Genomic DNA, 23,616 nt, shown 5'->3' on the forward strand with positions numbered 1-23,616 from the left:
ACCTTGGTGTACCAACGTGGTTAATTAAACCTGATGGAAGCGGTTATCTTTTTTGTGTGTCATCCTGAGCTTGTCGAAGGATTTTGGGTTAATTGCAGGTGCTTCGATAATCTCAGCATGGCAAAAGAGCGCAATCACCTAAACACAAAAAAATAATAGCGTACAGCGGGACTACAGCAGCCGAGAACACCTAACATTGTTTTTTAAAAAATAAAGATTTTATATTAAGATTATCTCTGATAATTAATTTAGACAAAATGAATTTCGATTATAACACTACCAGAAGCGAGCTGATTTTAGCGGAGTATGGGCGTAATGTACAAAATATGGTGAAGTACATTATTACTTTGCCAACTAAAGAAGAACGCAATAAATATGCTCAAGCAGTGATTGATTTGATGGGTTTTTTAAACCCTCACTTGCGTGATGTGGCCGATTTTAAACATAAACTTTGGGATCATTTACACATTATTTCTAACTATCAAATTGATGTAGACAGCCCCTACCCTAAGCCAACTCCGGAAACTAAGGAGTTTAAACCCGACCATATTGGTTACCCACACCAACGCATAAAATATAAACACTATGGCAAAACGGTTGAAAAATTAATTGCTACCGCCATTGAGGAGCAAAATCCGGAGCGTAAAGCCGCCATGGTACAAGGCATTGCCAATTTTATGAAAATGGCCTATGTGCAGTGGAATAAGGATAATGTAGCCGATGAAGTGATCCTTAAAAATTTGGCGGAACTATCAGGCGGTGCACTGGCTTTGGAAGAAAACGTAAATCTTCAGAAAGTAGAATTTAAGCAGCAAAACAATAGGCAAAACAATAACCGCGGTCGCCAAAACAACAAGAAAAACCGCCAGCGGAACAACAACAACAATAATAATAATAATAAACAAAGACATTAACGTTTATACTTAACCAACCGTTAAGTGAACTACCAAAATATTTAGATAATGAACGCATTTGAAATTACAGGCGGAAAAAAATTAAAGGGTGAAATTACGCCGCAGGGCGCTAAAAACGAAGCCTTACAAATCCTATCGGCGGTACTTTTAACCGAAGAAAAAATTACCATCAGCAATATTCCTGATATTAAAGATGTAAATAAATTAATTGATTTATTGGCTGATTTAGGTGTTAAAGTTGAACGTTTGAATAAGGATACTTACACTTTTGAAGCTAAAAATATAAACCTCGACTTTTTCCAGTCGGACACTTTTAAATCTAAAGGTGGTAGCTTACGTGGCTCAATTATGATTGTTGGCCCGCTTTTGGCCCGCTTTGGTAAAGCAGCTATTCCTAAGCCAGGTGGCGATAAAATTGGAAGACGCCGTTTAGATACGCACTTTTTAGGCTTTGAAAAACTAGGTGCAAAGTTTGTTTATGATAGCAAAGCGGCGTTTTTTAACGTAGATGCTACCAACCTTAAGGGTACCTACATTTTACTTGATGAGGCCTCTGTTACTGGTACAGCCAACATTGTAATGGCAGCTGTATTAGCTAAAGGTGTAACTACCATTTATAATGCTGCTTGTGAACCTTATTTACAGCAGTTATGCAAAATGCTTAACCGCATGGGTGCAAAAATTAGCGGCATTGGCTCTAATTTGTTGACCATTGAAGGTGTTAAAAAATTGGGTGGAACAGAGCACCGCATGTTACCTGATATGATCGAAATTGGTTCGTTTATTGGCTTGGCAGCTATGACGGAGTCGGAAATTACCATTAAAAACGTTGCTTATGATGAACTGGGTGTAATTCCAGAGGTATTCAAAAAGCTAGGTATAAAATTGGAACGCCGCGGTGATGATATTTACGTTCCATCACAAAAGCATTATGAAATTGATACTTTTATTGATGGTTCTATTTTAACCATTGCCGATGCTCCTTGGCCAGGTTTTACGCCAGATTTATTGAGCATTGTATTGGTGGTGGCTACACAGGCTAAAGGAAACGTATTGATTCATCAAAAAATGTTCGAAAGCCGATTGTTTTTTGTAGATAAACTGATTGATATGGGTGCCCAAATTATCCTTTGTGATCCGCACCGTGCCACTGTAAACGGCATTGACAAAAAGTACAAACTGCGTGGTATCAGCATGACTTCGCCTGACATTAGAGCTGGTGTTTCATTACTAATTGCTGCATTATCTGCCGAAGGCAAGTCGACCATTTTTAACATTGAACAAATTGAACGTGGCTACCAAGATATTGATACGCGTTTACGTGCCTTAGGTGCGCAAATTAAACGTGTGGATGCTGCTGCTCCAAGTCATTAAAACTTACGCTGTAGCGTTATCATAAAAAGTCCCGGCCTTTACAGTGTTCCGGGACTTTTAGTTTTATGCTTTGTGTAGATTACATTATTTAAAGTTTCTTTGTAACAAGCTACCGCTAAGCACATCAAATTAGCATGACTTTAATCGCTATCTTTTTCCCGTTTCTTTCTTTTTTGCTAAGGGGAAGAATTTTGACCGGCATAGTTTGCCTGATTTTGCAAATTACCTTAATTGGATGGATACCCGCTGCTATTTGGGCTGTAATTTCTTTACAAAATGCTCGTGCTGATAGACGCAACAGACAATTAATTAGGGCAATGAAGCGGTAATTGATCCACTTCTTTCCATTAAGTTCTTAGCTTTTAACCTTGAACGCTAGCATGCTCCTTGCTCATGTTAACTACGGCATGTTACTGTTAGTTAATATTTTTTAGCTACATACAATTACTCCATTTAGTGCTTCAAATTAAGCAGGCGACTTTGAAAAAAATAAGTAGCTTTATGTTGTAAATTTAAGCTAGTATAGCTAGTTGAAGTAGACCAAACCTAACCATCTAATGAAACATACATTACGCACTCTCCTAAGCCTGTCAATTATTATTTTATGTTACGGTTGTTTGTCCATCAATACCAAAAAGTATTCGGCTTTGGGAACATGGAAACTTAAAAGAATAGAACAGCAAGGCAGTAAAGCTGGTAGCCTAAACTCATACGTAGCGAAACAAGGCGAGCTATTAAATCTATTTAAGGATAGTACTTTAAGCGTACTTAGTGAAGAAGCGCAACAAATTGGCAAATGGACTATAAATGATGGTATACTTACCATAAAAGCCGAAAATTCGTCAACAAAAAGCTATGAAATGAAATTTTCGACGACTAAAAGTGGCCTCGAAATACTCAAATTAAAAGACGAAGGCAGTGGCAATGTGAGTGTGTTTTATAGAGAAGCTTTGCCACTTAAAGACCTGAGCAATGAACCTTTTCACCCATCTAACATCCAATGGCGTATAAAGGCTACTACTTCCGAATCAATCCCACAACTTAAACAAAGGTTGGAAAACTACGTTAAGCATGTCAGTTTAATTTTATATGTTGCTATACAGCAAAAACCAGAGTTAGTATCTTTCGAATTGTCACAAGGACCAATTCGAATTTACAGTAGCGGAATTGGTAAATTTCCTTTCGCGGTAGTAAAACCTGTTTGGAAAAATGCTTATTACAACGAGCAAGAAGCTGCTATTGCTTATCAGCTATACGAAAATTACCTAAGGGACAACAAATACACTGGCACAAGTACTGGCAAATGGGTAGATGATGATTACGCAATTTTGCAAAGCATCTATAACGGATTAAAACGGGATGCAAACACTGATCGAGAAAAAGTAGCTAAATAACATCATTCTTGTGACGGATGCACTTCTATAGATCAACCACTGATTGTTTCGCTTTTATCACAATTTGATATTTTTCCACTTGATATTTTAAAGCACGTTTCTTTATGGCATATTTGCTATATTTATTGAAAGGTAAAGTACCAAATGAGTTCAGATTTAAAATACTGGTATTTACATGACCATCAGCTTTTTCGAAATTTGAGTTTCTCGGAGATAGATTCGCTATGCATTTTGAAGAAGTTCAAGAAATCCCAAAAAAATGAGCTGCTAGACTTACCTTTTAGTAGTAAAGAACGCATTTATTTTCTCAAAAGAGGCGCTATTAAGTTGTTACGATTGAATGCAGATGGAGAAGAAATTTTAATAGACATATTGCAAGAGGGAGATGTTTTCGGCGATCTGAATTTAGAAATGCCAACTGAAAATGATGAGTTTTTCAAAGTTGTTACCGACGAGGCTATCATTTGTACTTTCTATCGAGAACGTTTGGAAGAAATCATGTATAAAAAGCCCGATTTCGCATTAAATTACATCAAATTCATAGGCTTCAATTTCAAAAAAATCCAAAACAGTTATAAAAATATTCTTTTTCGGGATGCTAGAACCCGGTTATTGTTGCTCCTTAACATGATTATCGAAAAGGAAAACGTACAATCAACTTCCTATCTACTCCCTAATTATCTTACCCAAAAAGATATATCGCAACTAATTTGTACTACTCGACAAACCATCATCTCGTTGTTTAAAACGCTGGAAGCGGAAGGGCTACTTAACTATTCACAGAAAGAAATTTTCATTCCTGACGTGAAAAAAATTAAAAATTTAGCGGAGAATGTAAAGTAGTTTACATTTTGCTTTTTAACTCAGATTTACCTTTGAGTAAACAAGTTAAAAAGTATGAAACATTTCATTTCCATTTTTCTAATATGCATTTCTGCTACGCTATATGCGCAAAGTAATGGGGCAGAAAGAGTAAAGCAGTACAATCTCGAAAAGCAAATTGCGATACAAGGTTACGATCCTATAAACTATTTCACTCAAGGTAAAGCCCTAAAGGGTTCTCCTAAAATCAATCTCTTATATCTAGGTGTAATTTATTACTTCTCTACCGAGGCTAATAAAAGGTTATTTGAATCAAATCCACAAAAATACGAGCCTCAATATGGTGGTTGGTGCGCCTATGCAATGGGAAATAGTGCGGAAAAGGTGGAAATTGATCCAAAAACATTTAAAATTTTAGATGGAAAACTTTACCTCTTCTATAATGCGTACTGGAATAACACATTAAAAAGCTGGAATAAGGACGAAAAAACACTAAAAACTAAAGCTGACAAAAACTGGTCGAAATTTATAAACTAAAAAACATGAAACTAAAAGCAATCTTTGCGTCAATCGCATTATTAACAACTATCGCATTATTAAGTTGGGGTTATCAACCTAAACAAGATAGCAAACCTGAATTTTTTTCTAAAAACAACATGGCTATTGCCGGCTATGATGTTGTTGCATTTTTCACAGAAGGTAAGCCTGTAATGGGAAATGAACAAATATCCCTAAAATATAAGGGCGCCAACTGGTATTTTTCTACCAACGAAAACTTAGCAAAGTTTAAGGCAAATCCAGAACGCTACCTGCCTCAGTACGGCGGTTATTGTGCTTTTGGCATGAGCAAGGGTTATAAAGCCTCGGTAGAAATTGATACCTGGACCATAGATAATGGCAAGTTATACTTCAACTACAATATGAAAGTAAAAGAAAGCTGGGTTAAAAATCAGCAGGAATTTATCCAAAAAGCTGATAACAACTGGAAAAATTTCAAACATTAACATAACTGACATGCAATCAAAAAAATTAGTTACCAGCGCTTTAAGAATTATCGTAGCAGTAATATTGTTGCAAACGCTATATTTTAAATTTACAGCTCATCCAGATTCAGTTCATATTTTTTCTGCATTAGGAGTAGAACCTTGGGGCAGAATTACCCTTGGGATAATCGAACTAATTGTCGCCGTTATGATTCTTTTACCTAAAACAAAAACATTAGGTATGCTATGCAGTTTGATCATCATTTTAGGCGCAGTAGCTTCTCATCTTTTGGTATTAGGCATTAATGTATCTAGCGATAACGGAAAACTATTTGCCCTTGCCCTAGTAGTATTGTTTTGTTCATCAATTTACCTCATTTGGTGTAAAAACGAGGTGATTTCGGTATTTAGATCGGCGAAATAAATGTAACCGCTTGTTGCTTTGAAAAAGACATACTACAAATTGACAGTTTATATTGCCAGCTAATTGCGAAACGCCTCATTAAATATTTTTAGGTCAATTAAAATAATCATGGAATATCAACGTTAAAAGAAAATCTATGAAAATCATGTCGCCCCACACGGAAGCAAGAGAAATACTTTTGCAATTAGCTTCTGCTATCCAACAACTTAGTAAAGATGAGTATAAGGAAAAAATCCCGTTGCTAAGCCATTCGAGCATTGGCGAACACACAAGACATATTATAGAATTATTTCAACAGCTGTTCCACGGCTATAATACAGGTGTGGTAAACTACGACGAGCGAGAAAGAAATGTGCTGCTCCAAGAAAGCATTGATTTTGCAGTTGAAAATATCGCTTCAATAGTAATTAATTTATGTAGAGAAGATAAAAACCTGGAGATTGCTACGCTTTACGCCGATGAGGCAAATGGCATTGCGTCAAACTACCTCCGAGAGTTGATTTATAACATTGAGCATTGCATTCATCACCAAGCAATTATCAAAATTGGAATGACTATTTTAGGGAAAGACGGTATAAGCGAAAATTTCGGCGTAGCTAAGTCGACAATTGCCTATAAAAAACAATGTGTACAGTAAGTTTTTATAAAACTCAGCACCAAGTCATTATTACTTCTAACAGAGACGAAAGTGCCTTCCGCCCGAATTCAACAGTCCCTAAAAGCGAACTTGCTTTTGGCAAGAGATTGTTTTTTCCAAAAGATCCTCAAGCTGGCGGCACTTGGATTGTTGCTAACGAGAAAGGTGATGCATTCGTATTGCTTAATGGAGCTGAATTTAATGGTGCTGCAAAATCCTACTGTGGCAGAAGCAGAGGAATTGTACTTTTAGAACTGGCGTCCTCAAATCACATCAATGCGGCGTGGCATCAAATTGATTTGCTTGATGTCGCTCCCTTCACCATCGTAGTGTATGCGAAAAATGAGTTGATCCAATTACGCTGGGATGGAGAAAATAAAGAACATCAAACTTTATCCAGTGGCACACCAATGATTTGGTCGTCATCAACCCTTTATGCTCCAAAAATTATTAAAGATAGACGTAGTTGGTTTAATCAATTTATTCGGGAAAAACACCAACAATTAGATGCAAATGATCTGATGGATTTTCATACCAACACATTTACTGCCGACAAGGAAAATGGCCTAATTATCGACAGAAATGGAAAAATGCTTACCAAAAGTGTAACGCAGTGGATATTGCATAATGGAGGTTTTAGCATACGTCATATTGATTTAGTTGAGCAAACAACAACTATTTTAACCGAAAAATTATGTTAAAACTTTGGTGGCATAAACTCAAACATTGGGAATATTGGCCATCTTATTTGGTTTATCTCCCAACATTTTTCATTTGGGTTTGGTGGATGATCAAATTCAAATCATTTAAGTTTTATAAGTTTGCCAACCCAAAAATTAAAAACGGCGGCTTATATGCAGATAGTAAGATGTCGATTTATCACATTTTACCTCCGTCATCTTTCCCTAAAACAATACTAGTACAAAAAGAAGACAGGCAAAACATCATTGAAAAAATCAGATATAGCGGATTAAATTTCCCTTTGATAGTAAAACCTGATGTGGGTTGTAGAGGGGTTGGTGTAGAAAAAGTTAGCAACTTCGAGGAACTTTTTAGCTATGCAAGCTCCATGAGTCAGAATTTTTTGGTGCAGGAACTGATATCATTCCCTAATGAAATTGGTTTATTTTACTATCGCTTACCAAATCAAAAAAAAGGTAAAATTAGTGGCATTACATTGAAACAGTTTCTCAGTATAACAGGAAATGGCAAAGACAGTATTGAGCAACTTCTGCGAAAAAACCCTCGTTTTCAGTTTCAAATTTCAAAGCTTAAACAAAGTATCAATCTTCAAGAAATACTTCCACAAAATGAAGAACGTTGTTTGGTTCCGTTTGGGAACCATAGTCGTGGAACTCAATTTACAGATGGAACGGCTCTAATTACCGAAAAATTAATGCAAACTTTCAATCAAATATTGGATCAAATTGATGGTTTTTACTATGGTCGACTAGATATACGGTATCAGTGTTTTGAAGATCTAGAAATTGGGCAGCACTTTTCTATTATTGAACTTAACGGTGTAAAAAGTGAGCCCACCCACATATACGATCCAAAAAAATCCTTTTGGCAAGCTCAACGGGAAATCCTTAAACATCAGCAAATTTTAAAGGAAATTGTAAGTATCAACTTAAAAGCTAAGCGAGAAAAACAAATGGGACCTCAAATAATTAACAGATCTCGTACCAGTTGCTTTAACTAAGTCCACTTTTGAATGTCCGTAATTTCTAATAAGCCTATTTTTTAAGCATTTTGTCATTCCGACAGAGGAGGAATCTATACTTGGCAACTATGGGAATAGATTCTTGAAATATCAAGAATTACAAAATGCAAATTATGCCTAATAACGGACAATCAAAATCCGCTTAATGGCTCAAGTGTGGCACAAAAAAATCCCCCGATGAAATTCATCGAGGGATTCAAAAATTCAAACAATCTAATAATTACTTTTTAGCATCTAATGCTTGCTCAATTCTACCGGACAAATCTTCTAAGTGATACTTAGTTAAGCTGTCAGTAGCTGCATTAGCTTTGATCGCTTTATCCAACTCACGTAACTGACCTTTAACTACTGAAATTGCATCAGTTTGGTTAGCAGATAAACCTGCTGGAGCACCGCTGCCTCCTCTTCCAAAAGTTTGTGCTGCATTAGCAGGAGCTGCTGGAGGGTTAACAATACTGATCAACTTCTCTACGTAAGCTTTTTGTAAGTTCCTACGATACAAATCAATAGGAGTACCTGCTTTTAACTCAGTAAAGATAGCGCCGTTCAAATCCTTAAATAAATCAGAGATTTTGTAGGCAGTAACGCCATCAGTTGCTTCCGCTGCAATTAAGTTGCCCATTACTCTGGTAGAAGTTAAACGTGCCAAAGCAATACCTTGCAACCTAGAAACTACGTTCATTGGATTTTCGCCAATGTTATCTAAAATAGATTGATCTAACAACCATCTAGGCGTAGTAAATACCTGACGATTTAAAAACTCCATTGCTTCTTTTTGAATAGCAGCGGGTGTACGCTCATAGATCAAACCTTCCTGATCAACCGTTTTAGGGTTTTCGTAAATACCACCAATGTTTTTTGCAACGTGGCCAATGTAACGCCCGTACTGAGTAGTTAACTGACCGTACATGTTTTGCAACTCATCATAACTTTCACCTGGTTGTTTAGTCCATGTTTTTAAGTTAGCCAAAATTACTTTTAGGTTTTTGATACCGTAGTCACTAGCTTTCATGGCGTTATCGCTCAAATCTTCATTTTGCGAGTGTGGATCATCAGGATTAGTTTCAGTACCAAACCATAAACGTCTGTTTTTAGCTGATTCCGTAGTCATTTTATCTAATATTTTCATATCAGAAGCTACAGTTTTGCTATCAGGGAAATATTTGTAACCCCATTCAATAGCCCATTTATCATAATCACCAATACGTGGATATAATCCAGATTTGCTGATGTTATCCTCTGGCTGAGCTACGTAGTTAAAACGGGCATAGTCCATAATTGATGGCGTATGGCCATTTTCTTCCACCCATTTCTTGTTACGAAGATTTTCAACCGGCACAGTTGAACTTGAGCCGTAGTTGTGGCGTAAACCTAAAGTGTGTCCCACTTCGTGTGACGAAACGAAACGAATCAAATCGCCCATTAACTCATCGCTAAAGTTAACCGTACGAGCTCTTTTATCGACAGCTGCAGTTTGGATGAAATACCAATCACGTACTAACTTCATTACGTTGTGATACCAGTTGATATGGCTTTCCATAATCTCACCTGTACGAGGATCTGAAATACTTGGACCGCTTGCATTAGGAATTTCAGATGGTTTATAAACAATTGCCGAGTTACGAGCATCATCTAAGCTCCAAGTAGAGTCCTGAGCTTTTGTAGGAGCCATTTTACCGATAATTGCATTTTTGAAACCTGCTTTTTCGAAAGCTTTTTGCCAATCGTTAACACCGGCAATTAAATAAGGCACCCATTTTTTCGGCGTAGCCGGATCAATATAGAATACAATTGGTTTAGCAGGTTCTACTAGCTCACCTCTTTTGTATTTAGCCATATCTTGAGGTTTAGGCTCTAATCTCCAACGTTTCACCAACTCAATTTCTTTTACGCCTTGCGGATTAGAATCAAAGTCGGTATAGCCAACGGTAAAGTAACCTACGCGTGGATCGAAATAACGAGCTTTCATTGGCACTTTTGGCAATATTACCAACGAAGTGTTTAGCTCTAAAGTAACGAAACCACTTGCGCCAGCACCACCACCAAAAGATGGAGCACCACCGCCCATACCCGTTGATGGGGCAGTTTTTGAGTAAGTTTTTACGGTTTTAATTTCTACGTTAGTTGGGAAGCTTCTTACATCCTGAATGTAACTTCTATCCGCCTGCGGACCACCAATTCCAAATCTAGATTTGAACATCGGCGAGCCGAAAAAGAAAATATCATTATCGCTATTGATGTAGCTAGTTACATCAATTACGCTTCCGTTTTTGCTAGGGGTATAAGCGGCAATATCAAATGCTGCAGCAATAGGCTGTACGCTTGAATTTTGCAACGACTGATACATAGAGGAAGTACTATCAGCGCTATAAGCTCTGAAGCTGATCTTCCGCATGAAAATTCTATTGTTAGGGCCTTTTTCGAAGCGGATAACAGAACTTCCAATTTGATCGCCAGCGTAACCTTGTGCAGCACGTACTTCAGCACCTGATTTTGAAATACGACTTACTACTAAAATATCTCTATTTAAGGTAGTGTCGGCAATTTCAAAGTAGAATTTATCCTCAATTCTGTGAGATGTAATCATCCCCTTACGCGTTAATGCTTTATTAGTAATAACTTGATCGTAAGGTTTTGGTTGTGTTCTAGGCGCAGCAGCCCCAAAAGCACCTGCACCTCTTCTGGTAGTGTCGTTTGGTAAACCACCACCTTGTGTTGGGCGTTGGGCGTAACTCATAGTTACGGTACCAGCTACCATTAATACAGTGAATAAATGTTTCTTCATTAATTTTGTTGAATAAGTTAATCGTAACGTAAAAATAAGCTTAGGGAAACGAATATTCCGTAAAAGGATATAACTTATTAGTTACACTGCTTATTTGTTTAGTTTGTATCAAAAAATTGACAAGAAAGCGCCAATTGACTAACTAAAGTACTAATTAATGAAGCATTTTGAAAACTAACTCCTTCAACAAATCTCCGTCAGAAGTATTGCCACTGCTATCTAGTCCTTTGCTTTTCAAATCGTATTCACGCAGTAAACTTATGATATCAAATGTTTTACCGGCACTGAAAGTACGGGCTGCGGCTTCATAATCTTTAACAAAATAAGGGCTCACGCCTAATTCTTTAGCTGCGTCATTTTTATTTGGCAAGTAATGATATTTCAAAATCTTTGAAAAGTAAGAATTGAGGTTGGCCATTACCATTACCAGCGGATTTGCTTTAGGATTACCAGCAAAATAGTTAATGATTTGATTGCATTTAAGCACATTTCGTGTGGCCAATGCTTTTTGAAGTTCAAAAACATTATACTCTTTACTAATACCAATATTTCGTTGGATATGATCAACCTGTATTGTTGTAGAAGAATTTACGTTAAGGCAAAGTTTTTCCACTTCATTGGCAATCTTAGAAAGATCTGTACCTAAATATTCCGCCATTAGCGCTACAGCTTGAGGCTCAATTTTATAGCCTTTGGATTTGATATGATCTTCTATCCAAGGTACTAATTTATAATCACGTACTGGGTCGCTCTGGAAAACAATGCCACTATTGTTAATTGCCTTGTAAACCTTTTTTCGCTTATCAAAATTGCCGTATTTATAAGCTAAAACCAAAATAGTGCTGGGCAACGGCTTCTCAAAATATGCCAAAGTAAATTCGGCTTCTTTGCTGCTTCCCTCATTTGCCCATTTTAAATCCTGAGCTTCCTTAACAATAATCACTTGATATTCAGACATCATTGGGTAGCGCTTAGCCGCATTTAAAATTGTTGCCATGTCAGTATCCTTTCCATAAAGTACGGTCTGGTTAAAACCTCTTTCACCATCAGAAAGAATGTGTTTTTCCATGTAATCCACAATCTGATCAATGTAGTAAGGCTCCTCACCTTGCAGCAAGTAAACAGGCTTAAATTTTCTAGCTTTTAAATCCCTAATGATATCCTCGGCAGTCATTACCCAAAATTACAATTTTATCCAGTACGTACGGGAACGATTTTAGATTTGTTGAAGATTGTGAGTAAGTTTTGAGATGCTACTCCGCGGCTTTTCATTTTCAACTTTTAACTTTGTTAACGATGTTTAACCCCACTCCACTCAACTTACCTGCATATCCATTTAAGATTAGCCAAAAAGATGGCGTTTATTTTATTTTTGATGAAACCCGTAAGAAACATTTGGTACTTACACCTGAAGAATGGGTACGACAACATTTCATCAAATTTTTAATTAAGGAAAAACAATTTTCGCCCAGTTTAATGCAAATAGAAGGTGGCTTAAATTTGAATCAAACGAAAAAAAGAAGTGATATTCTGGTTTACAATCAATCCGGAGAAAAGCTGATGGTTATTGAATGCAAAGCGCCATCAGTTACGATTACGCAAGCCACCTTTGATCAGGCGGCTAGATATAATTCGGTTTACAAAGCCAAATGGCTGGCTATTACCAATGGTTTAAACCACTATTATGCCAAAATAGATCACGAAAACAAAGCATTTGCTTTTATAGAAGAATTACCAATTTACGCATTGTTATAAATGTAAAAGGGAGAAATCCTATCGAATCTCTCCCTCATGAGTAATTATTTCTAAGCTTTAATAAGCTCTCTGATTATTGCCTTCTTTCCAGTTAACAAAAGCTTTGTTTACCACTTTGTTTCCACCAGGCGTTGGATAATCTCCCGAGAAGTACCAATCACCTACGTGATCAGGACATGCCTCGTGCAAATTTTCCAAAGTTTGGTAAATTACTTCCACTTCCGCTACCGTATCCGCAGGTGTAATGATTTTCGCAATTTGATCTGAAATTTCCTGAGGCGTAAAGGGCTTGTAAATTTCTTTTACATGGTTGATGATTTCCTCTTTAGGCAATTCCAAAGATGCTTTACATTTTTGATACACCTCTTCGATGATGTGCTCTTGACCTCGTTCTTTCAACAATTGAATGGCCGCATCAAAAGCCACAAATTGTCCCATTTTCGACATATCGATACCATAACAATCTGGATATCTAATTTGAGGTGCCGACGAAACTATGATAATCTTTTTGGGATGTAACCTGTCAATAATTTTAATGATACTCTGCTTAAGTGTGGTACCTCTCACAATCGAATCATCCACAGCAACCAAAGTATCGGTGTGATTTTTAATTACGCCATAAGTAGTATCGTAAACGTGAGCTACCATTTCTCCCCTGTCTGCATCTTGAGTAATGAAAGTACGCAGTTTTACGTCTTTGATCGCCAACTTCTCCACACGTGGGCGCATTGATAACAAATCATCCAAAGCTACATCATCCAATACCTCTTTTCGTTTCAACAAGGTTTCTTTCTGCACATCCCTAATGTATTTGTGCAAACCATCCACCATGCCATAAAAAGAAACTTCGGCAGTATTAGGAATAAAAGAGAAAACTGTATTTTTTAAATCGTAGTTTACCGTCTTTAAAACCTGAGGGCACAGTAATTCGCCCAATCTTTTACGCTCTTTGTAAATATCGGCATCGCTACCACGAGAAAAATAAATACGCTCAAACGAACAAGCTTTTTTCTCTAATGGTTCGCGGAACATTTCTTCAGTTACGGTACCGTCTTTTTTGATAATTAAGGCGTGTCCAGGTTGAATTTCCTTTACATTCTTAATTTGTACTTTAAAAGCCGTTTGTATTGCTGGACGCTCAGAAGCAGCTACAACTACTTCATCATCTACATAATAAAACGCCGGACGAATACCCGCTGGATCTCTCATCACAAAAGCATCACCATTACCAACAATGCCCGACATGGTATAACCACCGTCCCAGCTTTTAGCCGAACGACGCAAAATGTTTGCAATATTTAGGTTGTTAGAGATTTTATGTGTGATTTCAACATTCGTCAAGCCATCTTTTTTATACTCGTCAAACAGTGCCTGGTTTTCATCATCCAAAAAGTGTCCAATTTTCTCCAATACTGTTACGGTATCCGCTTTCTCTTTTGGATGCTGACCCAATTCGTACAATTGCTCTAATAACTCATCAACATTGGTCATATTGAAGTTACCTGCAATTACCAAGTTTCTAGTCATCCAGTTGTTTTGGCGCAAAAATGGGTGGCAGTTTTCGATACTGTTTTTGCCATGTGTGCCGTAGCGTAGGTGGCCTAACAACACCTCACCAATGAAGCTTACATTTTGTTTCAGAAACTCAGTGTCCTTCATTAATTCGGGAGTTTCTTCCTGAATACCAACAAATTTGTTTTGTACGTAACCAAAAATATCGGCAACGGCATTTTGGGCCATCGACCTGTAGCGACTGATGTAGCGGCTACCTGGTTTCATATCTAACTTAATGGTGGCAATACCAGCTCCGTCCTGACCACGATTGTGCTGCTTTTCCATCAACAAATACAATTTGTTTAGGCCGTAAAGTGCAGTACCGTATTTTTCTTGGTAGTATGAGAGAGGTTTTAACAAGCGGATAAAGGCTATACCGCATTCGTGTTTGATCTGTTCGCTCATTGATTGTGAATGAAGGTGCAAATTTACCCTTTTAAACTTTTAAAACCTAGCAACAGACTACTTGTTTTACTGCCTTTACATCATTTTTGTGTTATATTTTTGAAACAGAAAAAGTTAGCGTTTTAATTTCCTTGATTGAATTTCTTTACCAAGAAAAACAGAGGCGTGTTGGTCGAAGGTCTCAGTATCGCCAGTAGTATAAAACAATTGTTCCCCTTGCCTACCCAAGTTGTTCGCTATCTCCGGATGACGCACTAGATAATCTGCTAAACTGTTCGCAACAATATCGCCTTGCGAAATGAGCTTTATTTCAGACGAAATATACGCCTTAATTTTTGGTACCATTAAAGGATAATGGGTACACGCTAACAAAATGGTGTCAATTTCAGCCGCTTGTGCCATTAATTCCCCCACATATTTCTGTACAAAATAATCTGCTCCTTCCTGGTCATGTTCTCCATTCTCAATTAAAGGCACCCACATTGGGCAGCTTTGCTGGTATACTTGCACCTTAGGAAAAAATTTATTGATTTCGATGATATAAGATCCTGACTTTACTGTACCCCTCGTGCCTAGCACACCCACGGTATTTGTTTCTGTAAAAGTTCCTATCACTTCGGCAGTTGGCCTAATCACTCCCAAAACCCTGTGATGTGGATATTTTTTAGACAGATCAAGCTGTTGAATGTTTCTTAAAGCTTTGGCAGAGGCAGTATTACAAGCCAAAATTACTAACGGACAACCTTGGCTAAACAACCATTCTACACATTCCAAAGTGTATTGGTAAACGGTTTCAAAACTATGGTCACCATAGGGCGAACGGGCGTTATCACCTAAATAAATGTAATTATAGTCGGGCAAAATTTTAGTTATGGAGCTGAAAACCGTTAAACCTCCAAAGCCCGAATCAAAAATACCTATGGAATTTTCTAAGTTCATATAAATAAAAAGCGGAACTAAGTTACCTTAATTCCGCCATTAACTTTTAAAAAGATTTTTTATGGTTTTTTTGCACCTGCAGCTGGCTTAGAAGCTGGAGCAGCAGTAGCACTAATGCCAAGTTTAGTTTTAACAGCGCTGGTAATGTCTTCGCCACCATCAAAGTAAACTAAATTGTTGAAGCCTTGTGAAGCTGAAATATCAAAAACGTAAGCTAAACCTTTCTCTTTAGAAATTGCAGAAATAGCAGTAGCTACTTTTTGTTGAAGTGGAGGAAAAACTTCAGCTTGTTTAGCTTCTACAGCTTCCCTTGCTTTGTTACGAGCATCCTCAATTCTTTTCTGCAAGTCAGTCAATTCAACTTGAGCAGCTTGTAGTTCTTTTACTACTACATCTTTGTTAGCTTCGCTTAATGTTCTTTCTTTTTCCTGAGCAGCTTTTAATTTATTTTGATACTCAGTAATCATTTTATCGATTTCAGTTTGCTTAGTTTTAGCTAAGTTTTCAATAGTTGTTGAAACTGTTTTAGCTTCCGACCAAGTAGAGAATATCTCGTCTGAATTTAAGTGACCAAATTTTTGTTGTGCATTTGCAACATGGGTAGTTAAAAGTAATCCAGCAGCTACAAATAATCCGTTAATTAACTTTCTCATTTTATTTTCCTAATGTTTGTTTCTATTTTATGTGTTATTTTACTAATGTACCTGGCTTAAATCCAAGCTTTACAATTACATCGTTACTGATATCGTAAACAGGACTAGCGTAAATCATCATGGTGCTTTCGCTGCTTTTATCAAAAACGAAGTCAATGTATTTGTTTTTTGCAACTTCTGCAATGGTAGTTGAAACTTTTTCTTGAATTGGTTTCATCAATTTGGTACGTGTTTGAAATAAATCACCTTCTGGACCAAATTTTTGTCTTTGCAATTCTTTTGCTTTTTTTTCTTTTTCAATGATATCATTCTCTCTACGTCTGCGCATATCATCGGTAAGCAATACCTGATCAGCTTGGTAAGCTTTGTACATGGCGTCTACTTCTTTGAAAATATCATCCACTTCTTTTTGATATTGCTTTGACAAACCTTCTATTTGTGTTAACGAAGATTTATAGTCTGGAATATGTTTTAAGATATATTCTGTATCAACATAAGCCATTTTTTGTGCCGATACTCCTAAAGTCATCAGAAGTAAAAAGCCTGCTAAAAATAATCTTTTCATACCTGTAGTTTCTTTAAATGTATGTTAATTAGTTAAATCCGCCAAGTTGTTGTGCAATACTAAAGTGGAATTGACCTTTATTAGCATCAGGTAAACCTGGGATCTTATCAAATCCATAACCATAATCTATGCCAAGTAATCCGAAAATTGGTAAAAATATCTTTGCACCAACACCAACTGACCTTCTAACGTTAAAAGGATTGAAATCGCGGAAGCTATTCCACGTGTTACCAGCCTCTCCGAACATGGTCATAAAGGCAGTTGCTTGCTGCGAACTAATTACCGGATATCTTAACTCCATTACATACTTGGTGAAGATTGGACTACCAGAACTTTGAGCAATAGTTGGGTTAGCGCCAACCGGAATTACCGAGTTATTAGAGTAACCACGCATTGCGATGATTTCTGAACCTTGCAAGAAATCGAAACCTTGCATACCATCACCACCTAATTTGAAACGCTCAAATGCTGATTGACCTACTGCTTTATTGTACGAGCCTAGGAAACCAAATTGCGCCTGACCTTTAAATACCAACTTGCCTACCACAGATTCAAACCACTGCGCTTCAAATTTCCATTTGTGGTATTCCGTAAATTTATAACGTTGCTTATCAGAAGCAGTGGCATAGTTCACATTGTTAAATAACGAATATGGAGGTGTTGCCTGTACAGTAAATCTTAAATAAGCTCCTCCGGTTGGGAAAATGTTATGATTTCTAGAATCCCTTGAAATCTCTTGCGTGAAGTTCAAGTTATACGACTCACCAGTGCTAAATAAGTAACCTGGGTAGTTGTTCAAAATGTATTGGTTTAAGTTGATGGCATGGGTTAAAGAGAACCAGTTATCCGGCCATTTTAATCTTCTACCTAAGCTAAAGGAAACACCATTTAAACGAATGCCATAATAACTGCTATTGCTTTTGGCCAAACCGTTAGATTGTAATGAAGTAAATGCACTTACACCAAAGCTAACCGGCTTTTTACCACCAAACCAAGGTTCAGAAAAAGAGAAACTGTAGGATTGATAGAATTTACCATTTGTTTGTCCACGTAAACTTAGTCGTTGTCCATCTCCTTTAGGCAATGGTCTGTAAGCTTCGCCCTTAAATAAGTTTCTTAATGAGAAGTTATTGAAGGTTAAACCAAGTGTACCAATTACACGGCCGCCGCCAAAACCACCTGATAACTCAATCTGATCTGAAGGTTTTTCTTCTACGTTGTAAACGATATCAACCGTACCATTAGCTGGATTTGGCTTAGGCACTGGATTGGTTTTCGACTCATCAAAATTACCAAGCTGTCCAATTTCACGAACGCTTCGGATCAATAGCTCTTTTGAGAAATAATCTCCCGGTTTTGTACGAATTTCCCTCAACACTACTCTATCATTGGTAATGGTATTACCCACAATACTTACATTATTGATCGTGTATTTAGGCCCTTCGTAAATGCGCATTTCCACATCCACTGTATCATTGTGAATTTTGGTTTGTACCGGATCAACGTTGAAAGTTAAATATCCATCATTTAGGTATAAACTCGACACGTCATCGCCGTTAGCGCTTCCACGAAGTTTCTTTTCTAATTTTTCCTCACTAAATACTTCGCCTTTTTCAATACCGAAAATCTTCTCTAAAAACTCTGTAGTATATTTAGCATTACCTACCCAAGTGATGTTACCGAAGTAATATTTAGGGCCTTCATACATTTTTATTTTGATGCCTACCGTTTTGTCATTATATCTGTAAACGCTATCACTAATAATTGCGGCATCGCGGTAACCTTTTTCGTGTAGTTTTGATACGAAGTTCAATTTATCTTCTTCGTACTTCTCTTTATTGAACTTACCGCTACCAAATACTTTATAAAAAGCACGCTGTTTGGTCTTTTTAAGGTATTTTCTAAGTTTAGCAGATTTGAATTCTTTATTTCCTTCGAATTCAATTTTTTGCACTTTAACCCTTCTGCCTTTATCAATGTTAACTTGTAAAATTACGCTGTTCTCTTGATTAGGATCTGGTTTAGACTTATAGTTAATTTTAGTGTAGAAAAAGCCTTTTTCGTAAAGGTACTTGTTAATTACCGATCTGGTAGTATTGTATAAATTGTCGTTAATGATTGATTTCCCAGCTTTGTCGCCTAATTTTTCCTCAATATCAGTTTTTTGAGATTTGCTGATGCCAGTAAATTCAAAGCCACTTAAACGAGGCAACTCAACTACATCAATATTGAAGTAAACAGTATCGCCGTTAATTTTAGAAACATTTAACTTAATATCATCAAATAAGCCTTGCGCCCATAGGTTTTTAATAGCATTGGCAGTTGCTTCACCTGGGAGCATAATGGTTTCGCCAGTAGTAAGTTTAGATAGTACGATAATTACATCTTTATCCAAATACTTAGAACCAGTTAACGTGGTGCCTCCAATGATATATTCCTTTGGAGTAAAGTAGTCTAAATCCAGACCATTTACTTTTAATGAAGGTGCAGCTTGTTGGGGATTACGAATTTGAGCTAATGAGGGCAAAGCGATCAAAAGCAAAAATGCAAGGTGGTATATTCTTCTCATTTACAATCTAAAAAACGTTGCTAAGTTAATTTAAACTCATGTTAAAAAGTGTTAAAAGAAAAATTAGTTCAATTGCTCACTAATTTTCCCAAAGCGACGTTCGCGTTTTTGATAATCAACAATGGCCTCAAATAAATCTTCCCTTCGGAAATCTGGCCATAGTGTTTCTGTGAAATATAATTCAGTATAAGCCATTTGCCACAACAGGTAATTGCTAATTCTATGCTCACCGCTAGTGCGTATCATGAGCTCAGGATCAGGCATTTTTGCCGTTGTTAAATAAGAGGCAAATAGCTCTTCGTTTATTTGGTCGATATTTAGGTTGTCCGCTTTTACAAGTTCAGCTATTTTTTTCGCAGCTTCAACAATTTCCCACTTGGCACTGTAACTCAGCGCAAGTGTTAGGGTACAACTGGTATTAGTTTTAGTTTTATCCATAGCAGCCGCCAAATCATCAATACATTTTTGTGGCAACGATTTCAAATCGCCTATGGCATTTAACCTGATATTGTTTTTGTTTAATGTTTCTACTTCCTGGTTAATGGTTGAGATTAACAGTTCCATCAAAGCATTTACTTCTTCAATAGGACGGTTCCAATTTTCGGTGGAAAAAGCATATACAGTAAGGTACTTTACTCCTATTTCCACGCAGCCTTCCACAATATCTTTTACAGATAAAACCCCACTTTCGTGACCAAAAACCCTAAATTTCCCCTGATTTTTTGCCCAACGACCATTACCATCCATAATTATGGCGATATGCTGAGGCAATCTATTTACGTCTATTTGATCTTTAAAATTCATTACTGCGCTTGAGACCGTTAAAAGTTAAAACACTTTTGGCTCACAAAGGTATAAGTTATGCCAATACCTACAAACATATAAGCATCTCTTTTTCTAAAATCGCCACGTTGGATATCCTTACCTCCAATATTATAGCCTAAAACCTCATTGGAGCGATCGGAAAGCAGAATTTGCATCTGTCGGGTGCTGGCATCGGCAGCATATTTCTCTGAATCCAAATAATTTTTACTTACATCATCCAAATAATCAGTGTAAGCGTTCCTGTAGCCAATATTAGTAAATACCGACCAGTTCTCTTTAACACGGTACTTTAAGCCAAATCCAAAGGGGATGCTAAGCGCATAGGTTTTGTAGTCGTAACCTTCTGTATCATATAACGCTAATTTATAGCTTTTACCCTGATAGGTTGTTTTAGGGTTGAACAATACCGCACCAACGCCAGTATATAGGTAAGGTGAAAATCTGGAATAACCACCGCCAGCAAAATAATCGAAAAAGTTAAAATCAACCATTAAACTAAATTCCTGAAGATTGCTCTCGAAGCTTAAATTACGTTGCCTCAATTGCTCGCTAGTAGATTGGGCATCATTTGCTTTAATTTTGCCCAAAGTGTAATTGAAAGACAAAGCCCAGTTAGGATCGAAGTTAGCTTTCACAAAACCACCAACAGACAGTCCACTAATTTTTAGCGGATTAGTGGGATTTAAATCGCCAATGTATCCAGCACCTCCTGCATGCGCACCAATTTCCCATACCTGGGCTTTGGTTTGAATAAAGGATAGTACTGATAAAGTGATACCTAACAGTGTTTGCTTGTAGTTCATTTAGTAGTTGCGGGTATCAATACCCCAAAGCAGTTTATTCCTTAACGTAGTTAAAAACGTTTCATTGTTAAGGCGGATAAGATTTATGCTAAATTTTGCTTTGTTGATGCTAATTTTCACATTTCTGTCAACAGTTTCAGTTCTAGAATCGCAGGTTAGCAAAAATTTCGTACTCCTAGCTTCTACTTCAAAAGCTAGCTCAACATCATCAGGAATGATAATTGGCCTCACATTGAGGTTGTGTGGAGCAACTGGAGTGATGACAAAGTTTTGTGCACTTGGTAAAATGATTGGTCCGCCGCAACTTAACGAATAAGCGGTGGATCCAGTTGGCGTAGCGATAATTAAACCATCTGCCCAGTAAGAGTTTAGGAATTCTCCGTTCAAATAAGCATGGATAATCATCATCGCCGAGTTATCTCGTCGGTGGATAGTAATGTCATTCAGCGCAAAATTTTCCTCGCCAAACAACCCAATTTTTGATTCCAGATTGAGCAAACTACGTTGATCAATGGTGTATTCGCCGTTTACTAAGGCAGTGATAGCGGCACTAATTTCTGCCTTATTGATACTTGCCAAAAAGCCTAAGCGACCAAAATTGATTCCAATTACTGGAATTTGAGAATCACGAACAAATGAAATGGTATCCAACAAGGTTCCATCGCCACCTAAGCTTAAAAGAATATCAGCTTTGCTAGCTAAATCCTGATGGCTATCGAACGTAGTTAAGTTTTCTGGCAGAACTAATTTTTTCTCAACAAAGCTGAAAAACTTTCTATAAATAGCGATTTCGATTTTAGTGCTAGCCAGCGTATCAATTACTTGCTGAACAAAAGGCAATACGTTGTCATTAAAATCTCGACCGTAAATAGCTATTTTCATTCGTTAATATATTTTCAATAGTTTGTTTGAACTTAAGGAAGTTTGGTTTTCCGTTTGCAACAGCTTTTCTTTAAACGTTGAGGTAGTTCATGAAAGAATTAAACCTATCCATTGAGCCATCATCATGGTTGGTGTTATTAAACACAGCTTTAACCTCATAATCATAGCGCTCAAACGTGGCAACAATGCCAGAAAGATCTGTTTTATTGATTTTTAGTGTTACTTCGAGCCTTGTGGAATCAGGAAAAGCATTGATATAAGACGACAAAACTTGTGCATTGTCAGATTCAACAATTTGCGACATATGCGCCAATGAATTGTTTCTGTTGCTAATAGCCAGTACAATGATACCTCCCGGCTCGCTTACGGAGTATAAATTTGCTGTAAAGTGGAGCAATTTATCAATTGAAACTAAGCCGAGGTAATTTTTTTGCTGATCCAATACCGGCACTACAGAAAGTTGCAATTCGCTCAATAAACGAATTACCTCATAAATATGGGCATTTTCAAACGTAAAAGAATTGAGCAAAGTGAGTGGCAATGCACCTATTGCAGTGTCTGTATCCCTTACCTCCATTAATTCTTCTTCGGAAACCAAGCCTAAATATTGTAACTCGTTAACAATTGGCAAATGATAAAGCTTAAATTCGCTCATACGATCCAATGCCTTACGTACCGTATCTGAGGTACGCAACGGTGGTATAATATTCGATATGAGTTCTCCTGCAATCATTTATCTCAAATTTACGGACTTTGTCATTTCGCAAAATTCCAAAGCCCAACGTTTACAGTTACTTTAGCAAAATTCTGTCCAAAAATTTCTCCAAGTAATTATTGAACACTTCTGGTTGCTCCATCATTGGTGCATGACCGCATTGATCAACCCAATTTAGCTCAGAATTAGGCAATAATTGGTGAAATTCTTGTGCTACATCCGGAGGTGTAACTTTATCTTGTTTGCCCCAAATTAAAGACACTGGAATAGTAATTTTTTTAAGCTCTTTAGCCATGTTGTGTCTAATAGCCGATTTGGCCAGTGCCAAAATCCTTATTACCCTAGCCCTATCGTTAACGGTTTTAAAAACCTCATCAACCAATTCCTTGGTTGCAGTTTCAGGACTGTAAAAAGTAAACTCTACTTTCTCTCTAATAAAATCGTAGCTCTCTCTTTTAGGGAAAGAACCGCCGAAAGCATTTTCATAAAGACCGGAGCTACCAGTAAGCACTAAAGCCTTCACAAATTCCTGGTGTGCAACCGTAAACACTAAGCCTACGTGACCACCCAAAGAATTGCCTACCAACACTACTTGGCTCAGTTTTTTAAATTTCAAAAAGCGGTGCAAATATTTCGATAAACTTTTTACACCGAGGGTTAAAATTGGGAGTTCGTAAATTGGTAAAATAGGCACTAATACACGGTATTTACTTTTAAATTTCTCTACCGTATGGTGCCAATTACTTAACTCGCCCATTAAACCATGAAGTAATACCAAGGGTTCTCCTTCGCCAACCTCAATATACTTAAAACCTTCTTGTTCAATTACTTCGTAATTCATAAATATTATTGTGTGTGTTTTTTGGTATGTGCCACTAAGTTAGCAGAGTAAATG

Annotated in this window: 24 protein-coding genes; 12 read left to right on the top strand and 12 right to left on the bottom strand. The window is 37.1% G+C overall.

What is annotated here, in order from left to right:
- Positions 1-257: 257 nt before the first annotated feature.
- The 11 genes from DUT68_RS15160 (at position 258) to DUT68_RS15210 (ending at position 8,250) form a co-directional block, all read left to right on the top strand.
- Positions 258-914: a DUF4290 domain-containing protein gene (locus DUT68_RS15160; protein ID WP_113639062.1), complete on the top strand. Its 657-nt coding sequence runs from the start codon at positions 258-260 to the stop codon at positions 912-914.
- 48 nt (positions 915-962) lie between these two features.
- Positions 963-2,288: a UDP-N-acetylglucosamine 1-carboxyvinyltransferase gene (gene murA / locus DUT68_RS15165; RefSeq protein ID WP_113639063.1), complete on the top strand. Its 1,326-nt coding sequence runs from the start codon at positions 963-965 to the stop codon at positions 2,286-2,288.
- 134 nt (positions 2,289-2,422) lie between these two features.
- Positions 2,423-2,617 carry a YqaE/Pmp3 family membrane protein gene (locus DUT68_RS15170; RefSeq protein WP_113639064.1) on the top strand — a complete coding sequence of 65 codons (195 nt, stop codon included), beginning with the start codon at positions 2,423-2,425 and terminating at the stop codon, positions 2,615-2,617.
- 228 nt (positions 2,618-2,845) lie between these two features.
- Positions 2,846-3,682 (top strand): hypothetical protein, encoded by an 837-nt coding sequence (locus DUT68_RS15175; RefSeq protein ID WP_157960885.1) that lies wholly within the window; start codon positions 2,846-2,848, stop codon positions 3,680-3,682.
- A gap of 144 nt (positions 3,683-3,826) precedes the next feature.
- On the top strand, positions 3,827-4,525 hold the full coding sequence (locus tag DUT68_RS15180) for a Crp/Fnr family transcriptional regulator (RefSeq protein WP_113639066.1): 699 nt from the start codon (positions 3,827-3,829) through the stop codon (positions 4,523-4,525).
- Between the two features lie 54 nt (positions 4,526-4,579).
- A complete protein-coding gene (locus DUT68_RS15185; protein ID WP_113639067.1) occupies positions 4,580-5,041 on the top strand; it encodes a YHS domain-containing (seleno)protein in 462 nt (153 codons plus the stop codon).
- Between the two features lie 5 nt (positions 5,042-5,046).
- Entirely contained in the window at positions 5,047-5,508 is a 462-nt protein-coding gene (locus DUT68_RS15190; protein ID WP_198659610.1) for a YHS domain-containing (seleno)protein, read from the top strand.
- Between the two features lie 10 nt (positions 5,509-5,518).
- Positions 5,519-5,911 (top strand): DoxX family protein, encoded by a 393-nt coding sequence (locus tag DUT68_RS15195; RefSeq protein WP_113639068.1) that lies wholly within the window; start codon positions 5,519-5,521, stop codon positions 5,909-5,911.
- Positions 5,912-6,047: 136 nt separating this feature from the next.
- The gene (locus DUT68_RS15200) at positions 6,048-6,548 is read left to right on the top strand and encodes a hypothetical protein (RefSeq protein ID WP_198659611.1); all 501 of its coding nucleotides are present in this window, start codon (positions 6,048-6,050) and stop codon (positions 6,546-6,548) included.
- The gene (locus DUT68_RS15205) at positions 6,536-7,249 is read left to right on the top strand and encodes an NRDE family protein (protein WP_113639069.1); all 714 of its coding nucleotides are present in this window, start codon (positions 6,536-6,538) and stop codon (positions 7,247-7,249) included. Before DUT68_RS15200 ends, DUT68_RS15205 begins: the two co-directional genes overlap by 13 nt.
- The gene (locus DUT68_RS15210) at positions 7,243-8,250 is read left to right on the top strand and encodes an ATP-grasp domain-containing protein (RefSeq protein WP_113639070.1); all 1,008 of its coding nucleotides are present in this window, start codon (positions 7,243-7,245) and stop codon (positions 8,248-8,250) included. The genes DUT68_RS15205 and DUT68_RS15210 overlap by 7 nt, the downstream gene beginning before the upstream one ends.
- Before the next feature lie 241 nt (positions 8,251-8,491).
- Here the strand turns inward: DUT68_RS15210 and DUT68_RS15215 are convergent, their stop codons facing one another.
- On the bottom strand, positions 8,492-11,056 hold the full coding sequence (locus DUT68_RS15215; RefSeq protein WP_113639071.1) for a zinc-dependent metalloprotease: 2,565 nt from the start codon (positions 11,054-11,056) through the stop codon (positions 8,492-8,494).
- 154 nt (positions 11,057-11,210) lie between these two features.
- Positions 11,211-12,230, bottom strand: coding sequence for a DNA polymerase III subunit delta (gene holA, locus DUT68_RS15220; protein ID WP_113639072.1), 1,020 nt, complete (start codon positions 12,228-12,230; stop codon positions 11,211-11,213).
- Between the two features lie 122 nt (positions 12,231-12,352).
- On the opposite strand from holA, the gene DUT68_RS15225 reads away from it, so the two are divergent.
- Entirely contained in the window at positions 12,353-12,811 is a 459-nt protein-coding gene (locus tag DUT68_RS15225; RefSeq protein WP_113639073.1) for a type I restriction enzyme HsdR N-terminal domain-containing protein, read from the top strand.
- A gap of 57 nt (positions 12,812-12,868) precedes the next feature.
- Here the strand turns inward: DUT68_RS15225 and DUT68_RS15230 are convergent, their stop codons facing one another.
- The 10 genes from DUT68_RS15230 to DUT68_RS15275 all read right to left on the bottom strand — a co-directional run bounded on the left by DUT68_RS15230 (position 12,869) and on the right by DUT68_RS15275 (position 23,562).
- Positions 12,869-14,770: a class II glutamine amidotransferase gene (locus DUT68_RS15230; protein WP_113639074.1), complete on the bottom strand. Its 1,902-nt coding sequence runs from the start codon at positions 14,768-14,770 to the stop codon at positions 12,869-12,871.
- Between the two features lie 114 nt (positions 14,771-14,884).
- Complete coding sequence (gene murI, locus DUT68_RS15235) at positions 14,885-15,709, bottom strand: glutamate racemase (RefSeq protein ID WP_113639075.1); 825 nt, start codon at positions 15,707-15,709, stop codon at positions 14,885-14,887.
- 59 nt (positions 15,710-15,768) lie between these two features.
- On the bottom strand, positions 15,769-16,362 hold the full coding sequence (locus DUT68_RS15240; RefSeq protein WP_113639076.1) for an OmpH/Skp family outer membrane protein: 594 nt from the start codon (positions 16,360-16,362) through the stop codon (positions 15,769-15,771).
- Between the two features lie 34 nt (positions 16,363-16,396).
- Positions 16,397-16,927 (bottom strand): OmpH/Skp family outer membrane protein, encoded by a 531-nt coding sequence (locus tag DUT68_RS15245; protein ID WP_113639077.1) that lies wholly within the window; start codon positions 16,925-16,927, stop codon positions 16,397-16,399.
- Positions 16,928-16,955: 28 nt separating this feature from the next.
- Positions 16,956-19,496, bottom strand: a complete 2,541-nt coding sequence (gene bamA, locus DUT68_RS15250) for an outer membrane protein assembly factor BamA (RefSeq protein ID WP_113639078.1) — start codon at positions 19,494-19,496, stop codon at positions 16,956-16,958.
- Positions 19,497-19,559: 63 nt separating this feature from the next.
- Complete coding sequence (locus DUT68_RS15255; protein WP_113639079.1) at positions 19,560-20,300, bottom strand: isoprenyl transferase; 741 nt, start codon at positions 20,298-20,300, stop codon at positions 19,560-19,562.
- A 17-nt stretch (positions 20,301-20,317) separates the two neighbouring features.
- Positions 20,318-21,124, bottom strand: a complete 807-nt coding sequence (gene porG, locus DUT68_RS15260) for a type IX secretion system protein PorG (RefSeq protein WP_113639080.1) — start codon at positions 21,122-21,124, stop codon at positions 20,318-20,320.
- Positions 21,125-22,006 (bottom strand): NAD kinase, encoded by an 882-nt coding sequence (locus DUT68_RS15265; protein ID WP_113639081.1) that lies wholly within the window; start codon positions 22,004-22,006, stop codon positions 21,125-21,127.
- Positions 22,007-22,076: 70 nt separating this feature from the next.
- The gene (locus DUT68_RS15270; RefSeq protein ID WP_113639082.1) at positions 22,077-22,739 is read right to left on the bottom strand and encodes a CBS domain-containing protein; all 663 of its coding nucleotides are present in this window, start codon (positions 22,737-22,739) and stop codon (positions 22,077-22,079) included.
- Between the two features lie 58 nt (positions 22,740-22,797).
- Positions 22,798-23,562, bottom strand: coding sequence for an alpha/beta fold hydrolase (locus tag DUT68_RS15275; RefSeq protein ID WP_113639083.1), 765 nt, complete (start codon positions 23,560-23,562; stop codon positions 22,798-22,800).
- Positions 23,563-23,616: the final 54 nt, after the last annotated feature.

The organism is Pedobacter zeaxanthinifaciens, assembly GCF_003313335.1.
Taxonomy (GTDB): Bacteria; Bacteroidota; Bacteroidia; order Sphingobacteriales; family Sphingobacteriaceae; genus Pedobacter; species Pedobacter zeaxanthinifaciens.

Coding starts and splice junctions, on each gene's coding strand:
- DUT68_RS15185 (WP_113639067.1), top strand. CDS start 4,580: ATGAAACATTTCATTTCCATTTTTCTAATATGCATTTCTGCTACGCTA.
- porG (WP_113639080.1), bottom strand. CDS start 21,124: ATGAACTACAAGCAAACACTGTTAGGTATCACTTTATCAGTACTATCC.
- DUT68_RS15270 (WP_113639082.1), bottom strand. CDS start 22,739: ATGATTGCAGGAGAACTCATATCGAATATTATACCACCGTTGCGTACC.
- DUT68_RS15205 (WP_113639069.1), top strand. CDS start 6,536: ATGTGTACAGTAAGTTTTTATAAAACTCAGCACCAAGTCATTATTACT.
- DUT68_RS15190 (WP_198659610.1), top strand. CDS start 5,047: ATGAAACTAAAAGCAATCTTTGCGTCAATCGCATTATTAACAACTATC.
- DUT68_RS15180 (WP_113639066.1), top strand. CDS start 3,827: ATGAGTTCAGATTTAAAATACTGGTATTTACATGACCATCAGCTTTTT.
- DUT68_RS15215 (WP_113639071.1), bottom strand. CDS start 11,056: ATGAAGAAACATTTATTCACTGTATTAATGGTAGCTGGTACCGTAACT.
- DUT68_RS15210 (WP_113639070.1), top strand. CDS start 7,243: ATGTTAAAACTTTGGTGGCATAAACTCAAACATTGGGAATATTGGCCA.
- murI (WP_113639075.1), bottom strand. CDS start 15,709: ATGAACTTAGAAAATTCCATAGGTATTTTTGATTCGGGCTTTGGAGGT.
- DUT68_RS15240 (WP_113639076.1), bottom strand. CDS start 16,362: ATGAGAAAGTTAATTAACGGATTATTTGTAGCTGCTGGATTACTTTTA.
- DUT68_RS15225 (WP_113639073.1), top strand. CDS start 12,353: ATGTTTAACCCCACTCCACTCAACTTACCTGCATATCCATTTAAGATT.
- DUT68_RS15200 (WP_198659611.1), top strand. CDS start 6,048: ATGAAAATCATGTCGCCCCACACGGAAGCAAGAGAAATACTTTTGCAA.
- DUT68_RS15230 (WP_113639074.1), bottom strand. CDS start 14,770: ATGAGCGAACAGATCAAACACGAATGCGGTATAGCCTTTATCCGCTTG.
- DUT68_RS15175 (WP_157960885.1), top strand. CDS start 2,846: ATGAAACATACATTACGCACTCTCCTAAGCCTGTCAATTATTATTTTA.
- DUT68_RS15275 (WP_113639083.1), bottom strand. CDS start 23,562: ATGAATTACGAAGTAATTGAACAAGAAGGTTTTAAGTATATTGAGGTT.
- DUT68_RS15245 (WP_113639077.1), bottom strand. CDS start 16,927: ATGAAAAGATTATTTTTAGCAGGCTTTTTACTTCTGATGACTTTAGGA.
- DUT68_RS15265 (WP_113639081.1), bottom strand. CDS start 22,006: ATGAAAATAGCTATTTACGGTCGAGATTTTAATGACAACGTATTGCCT.
- DUT68_RS15160 (WP_113639062.1), top strand. CDS start 258: ATGAATTTCGATTATAACACTACCAGAAGCGAGCTGATTTTAGCGGAG.
- holA (WP_113639072.1), bottom strand. CDS start 12,230: ATGACTGCCGAGGATATCATTAGGGATTTAAAAGCTAGAAAATTTAAG.
- bamA (WP_113639078.1), bottom strand. CDS start 19,496: ATGAGAAGAATATACCACCTTGCATTTTTGCTTTTGATCGCTTTGCCC.
- murA (WP_113639063.1), top strand. CDS start 963: ATGAACGCATTTGAAATTACAGGCGGAAAAAAATTAAAGGGTGAAATT.
- DUT68_RS15170 (WP_113639064.1), top strand. CDS start 2,423: ATGACTTTAATCGCTATCTTTTTCCCGTTTCTTTCTTTTTTGCTAAGG.
- DUT68_RS15195 (WP_113639068.1), top strand. CDS start 5,519: ATGCAATCAAAAAAATTAGTTACCAGCGCTTTAAGAATTATCGTAGCA.
- DUT68_RS15255 (WP_113639079.1), bottom strand. CDS start 20,300: ATGAATTTTAAAGATCAAATAGACGTAAATAGATTGCCTCAGCATATC.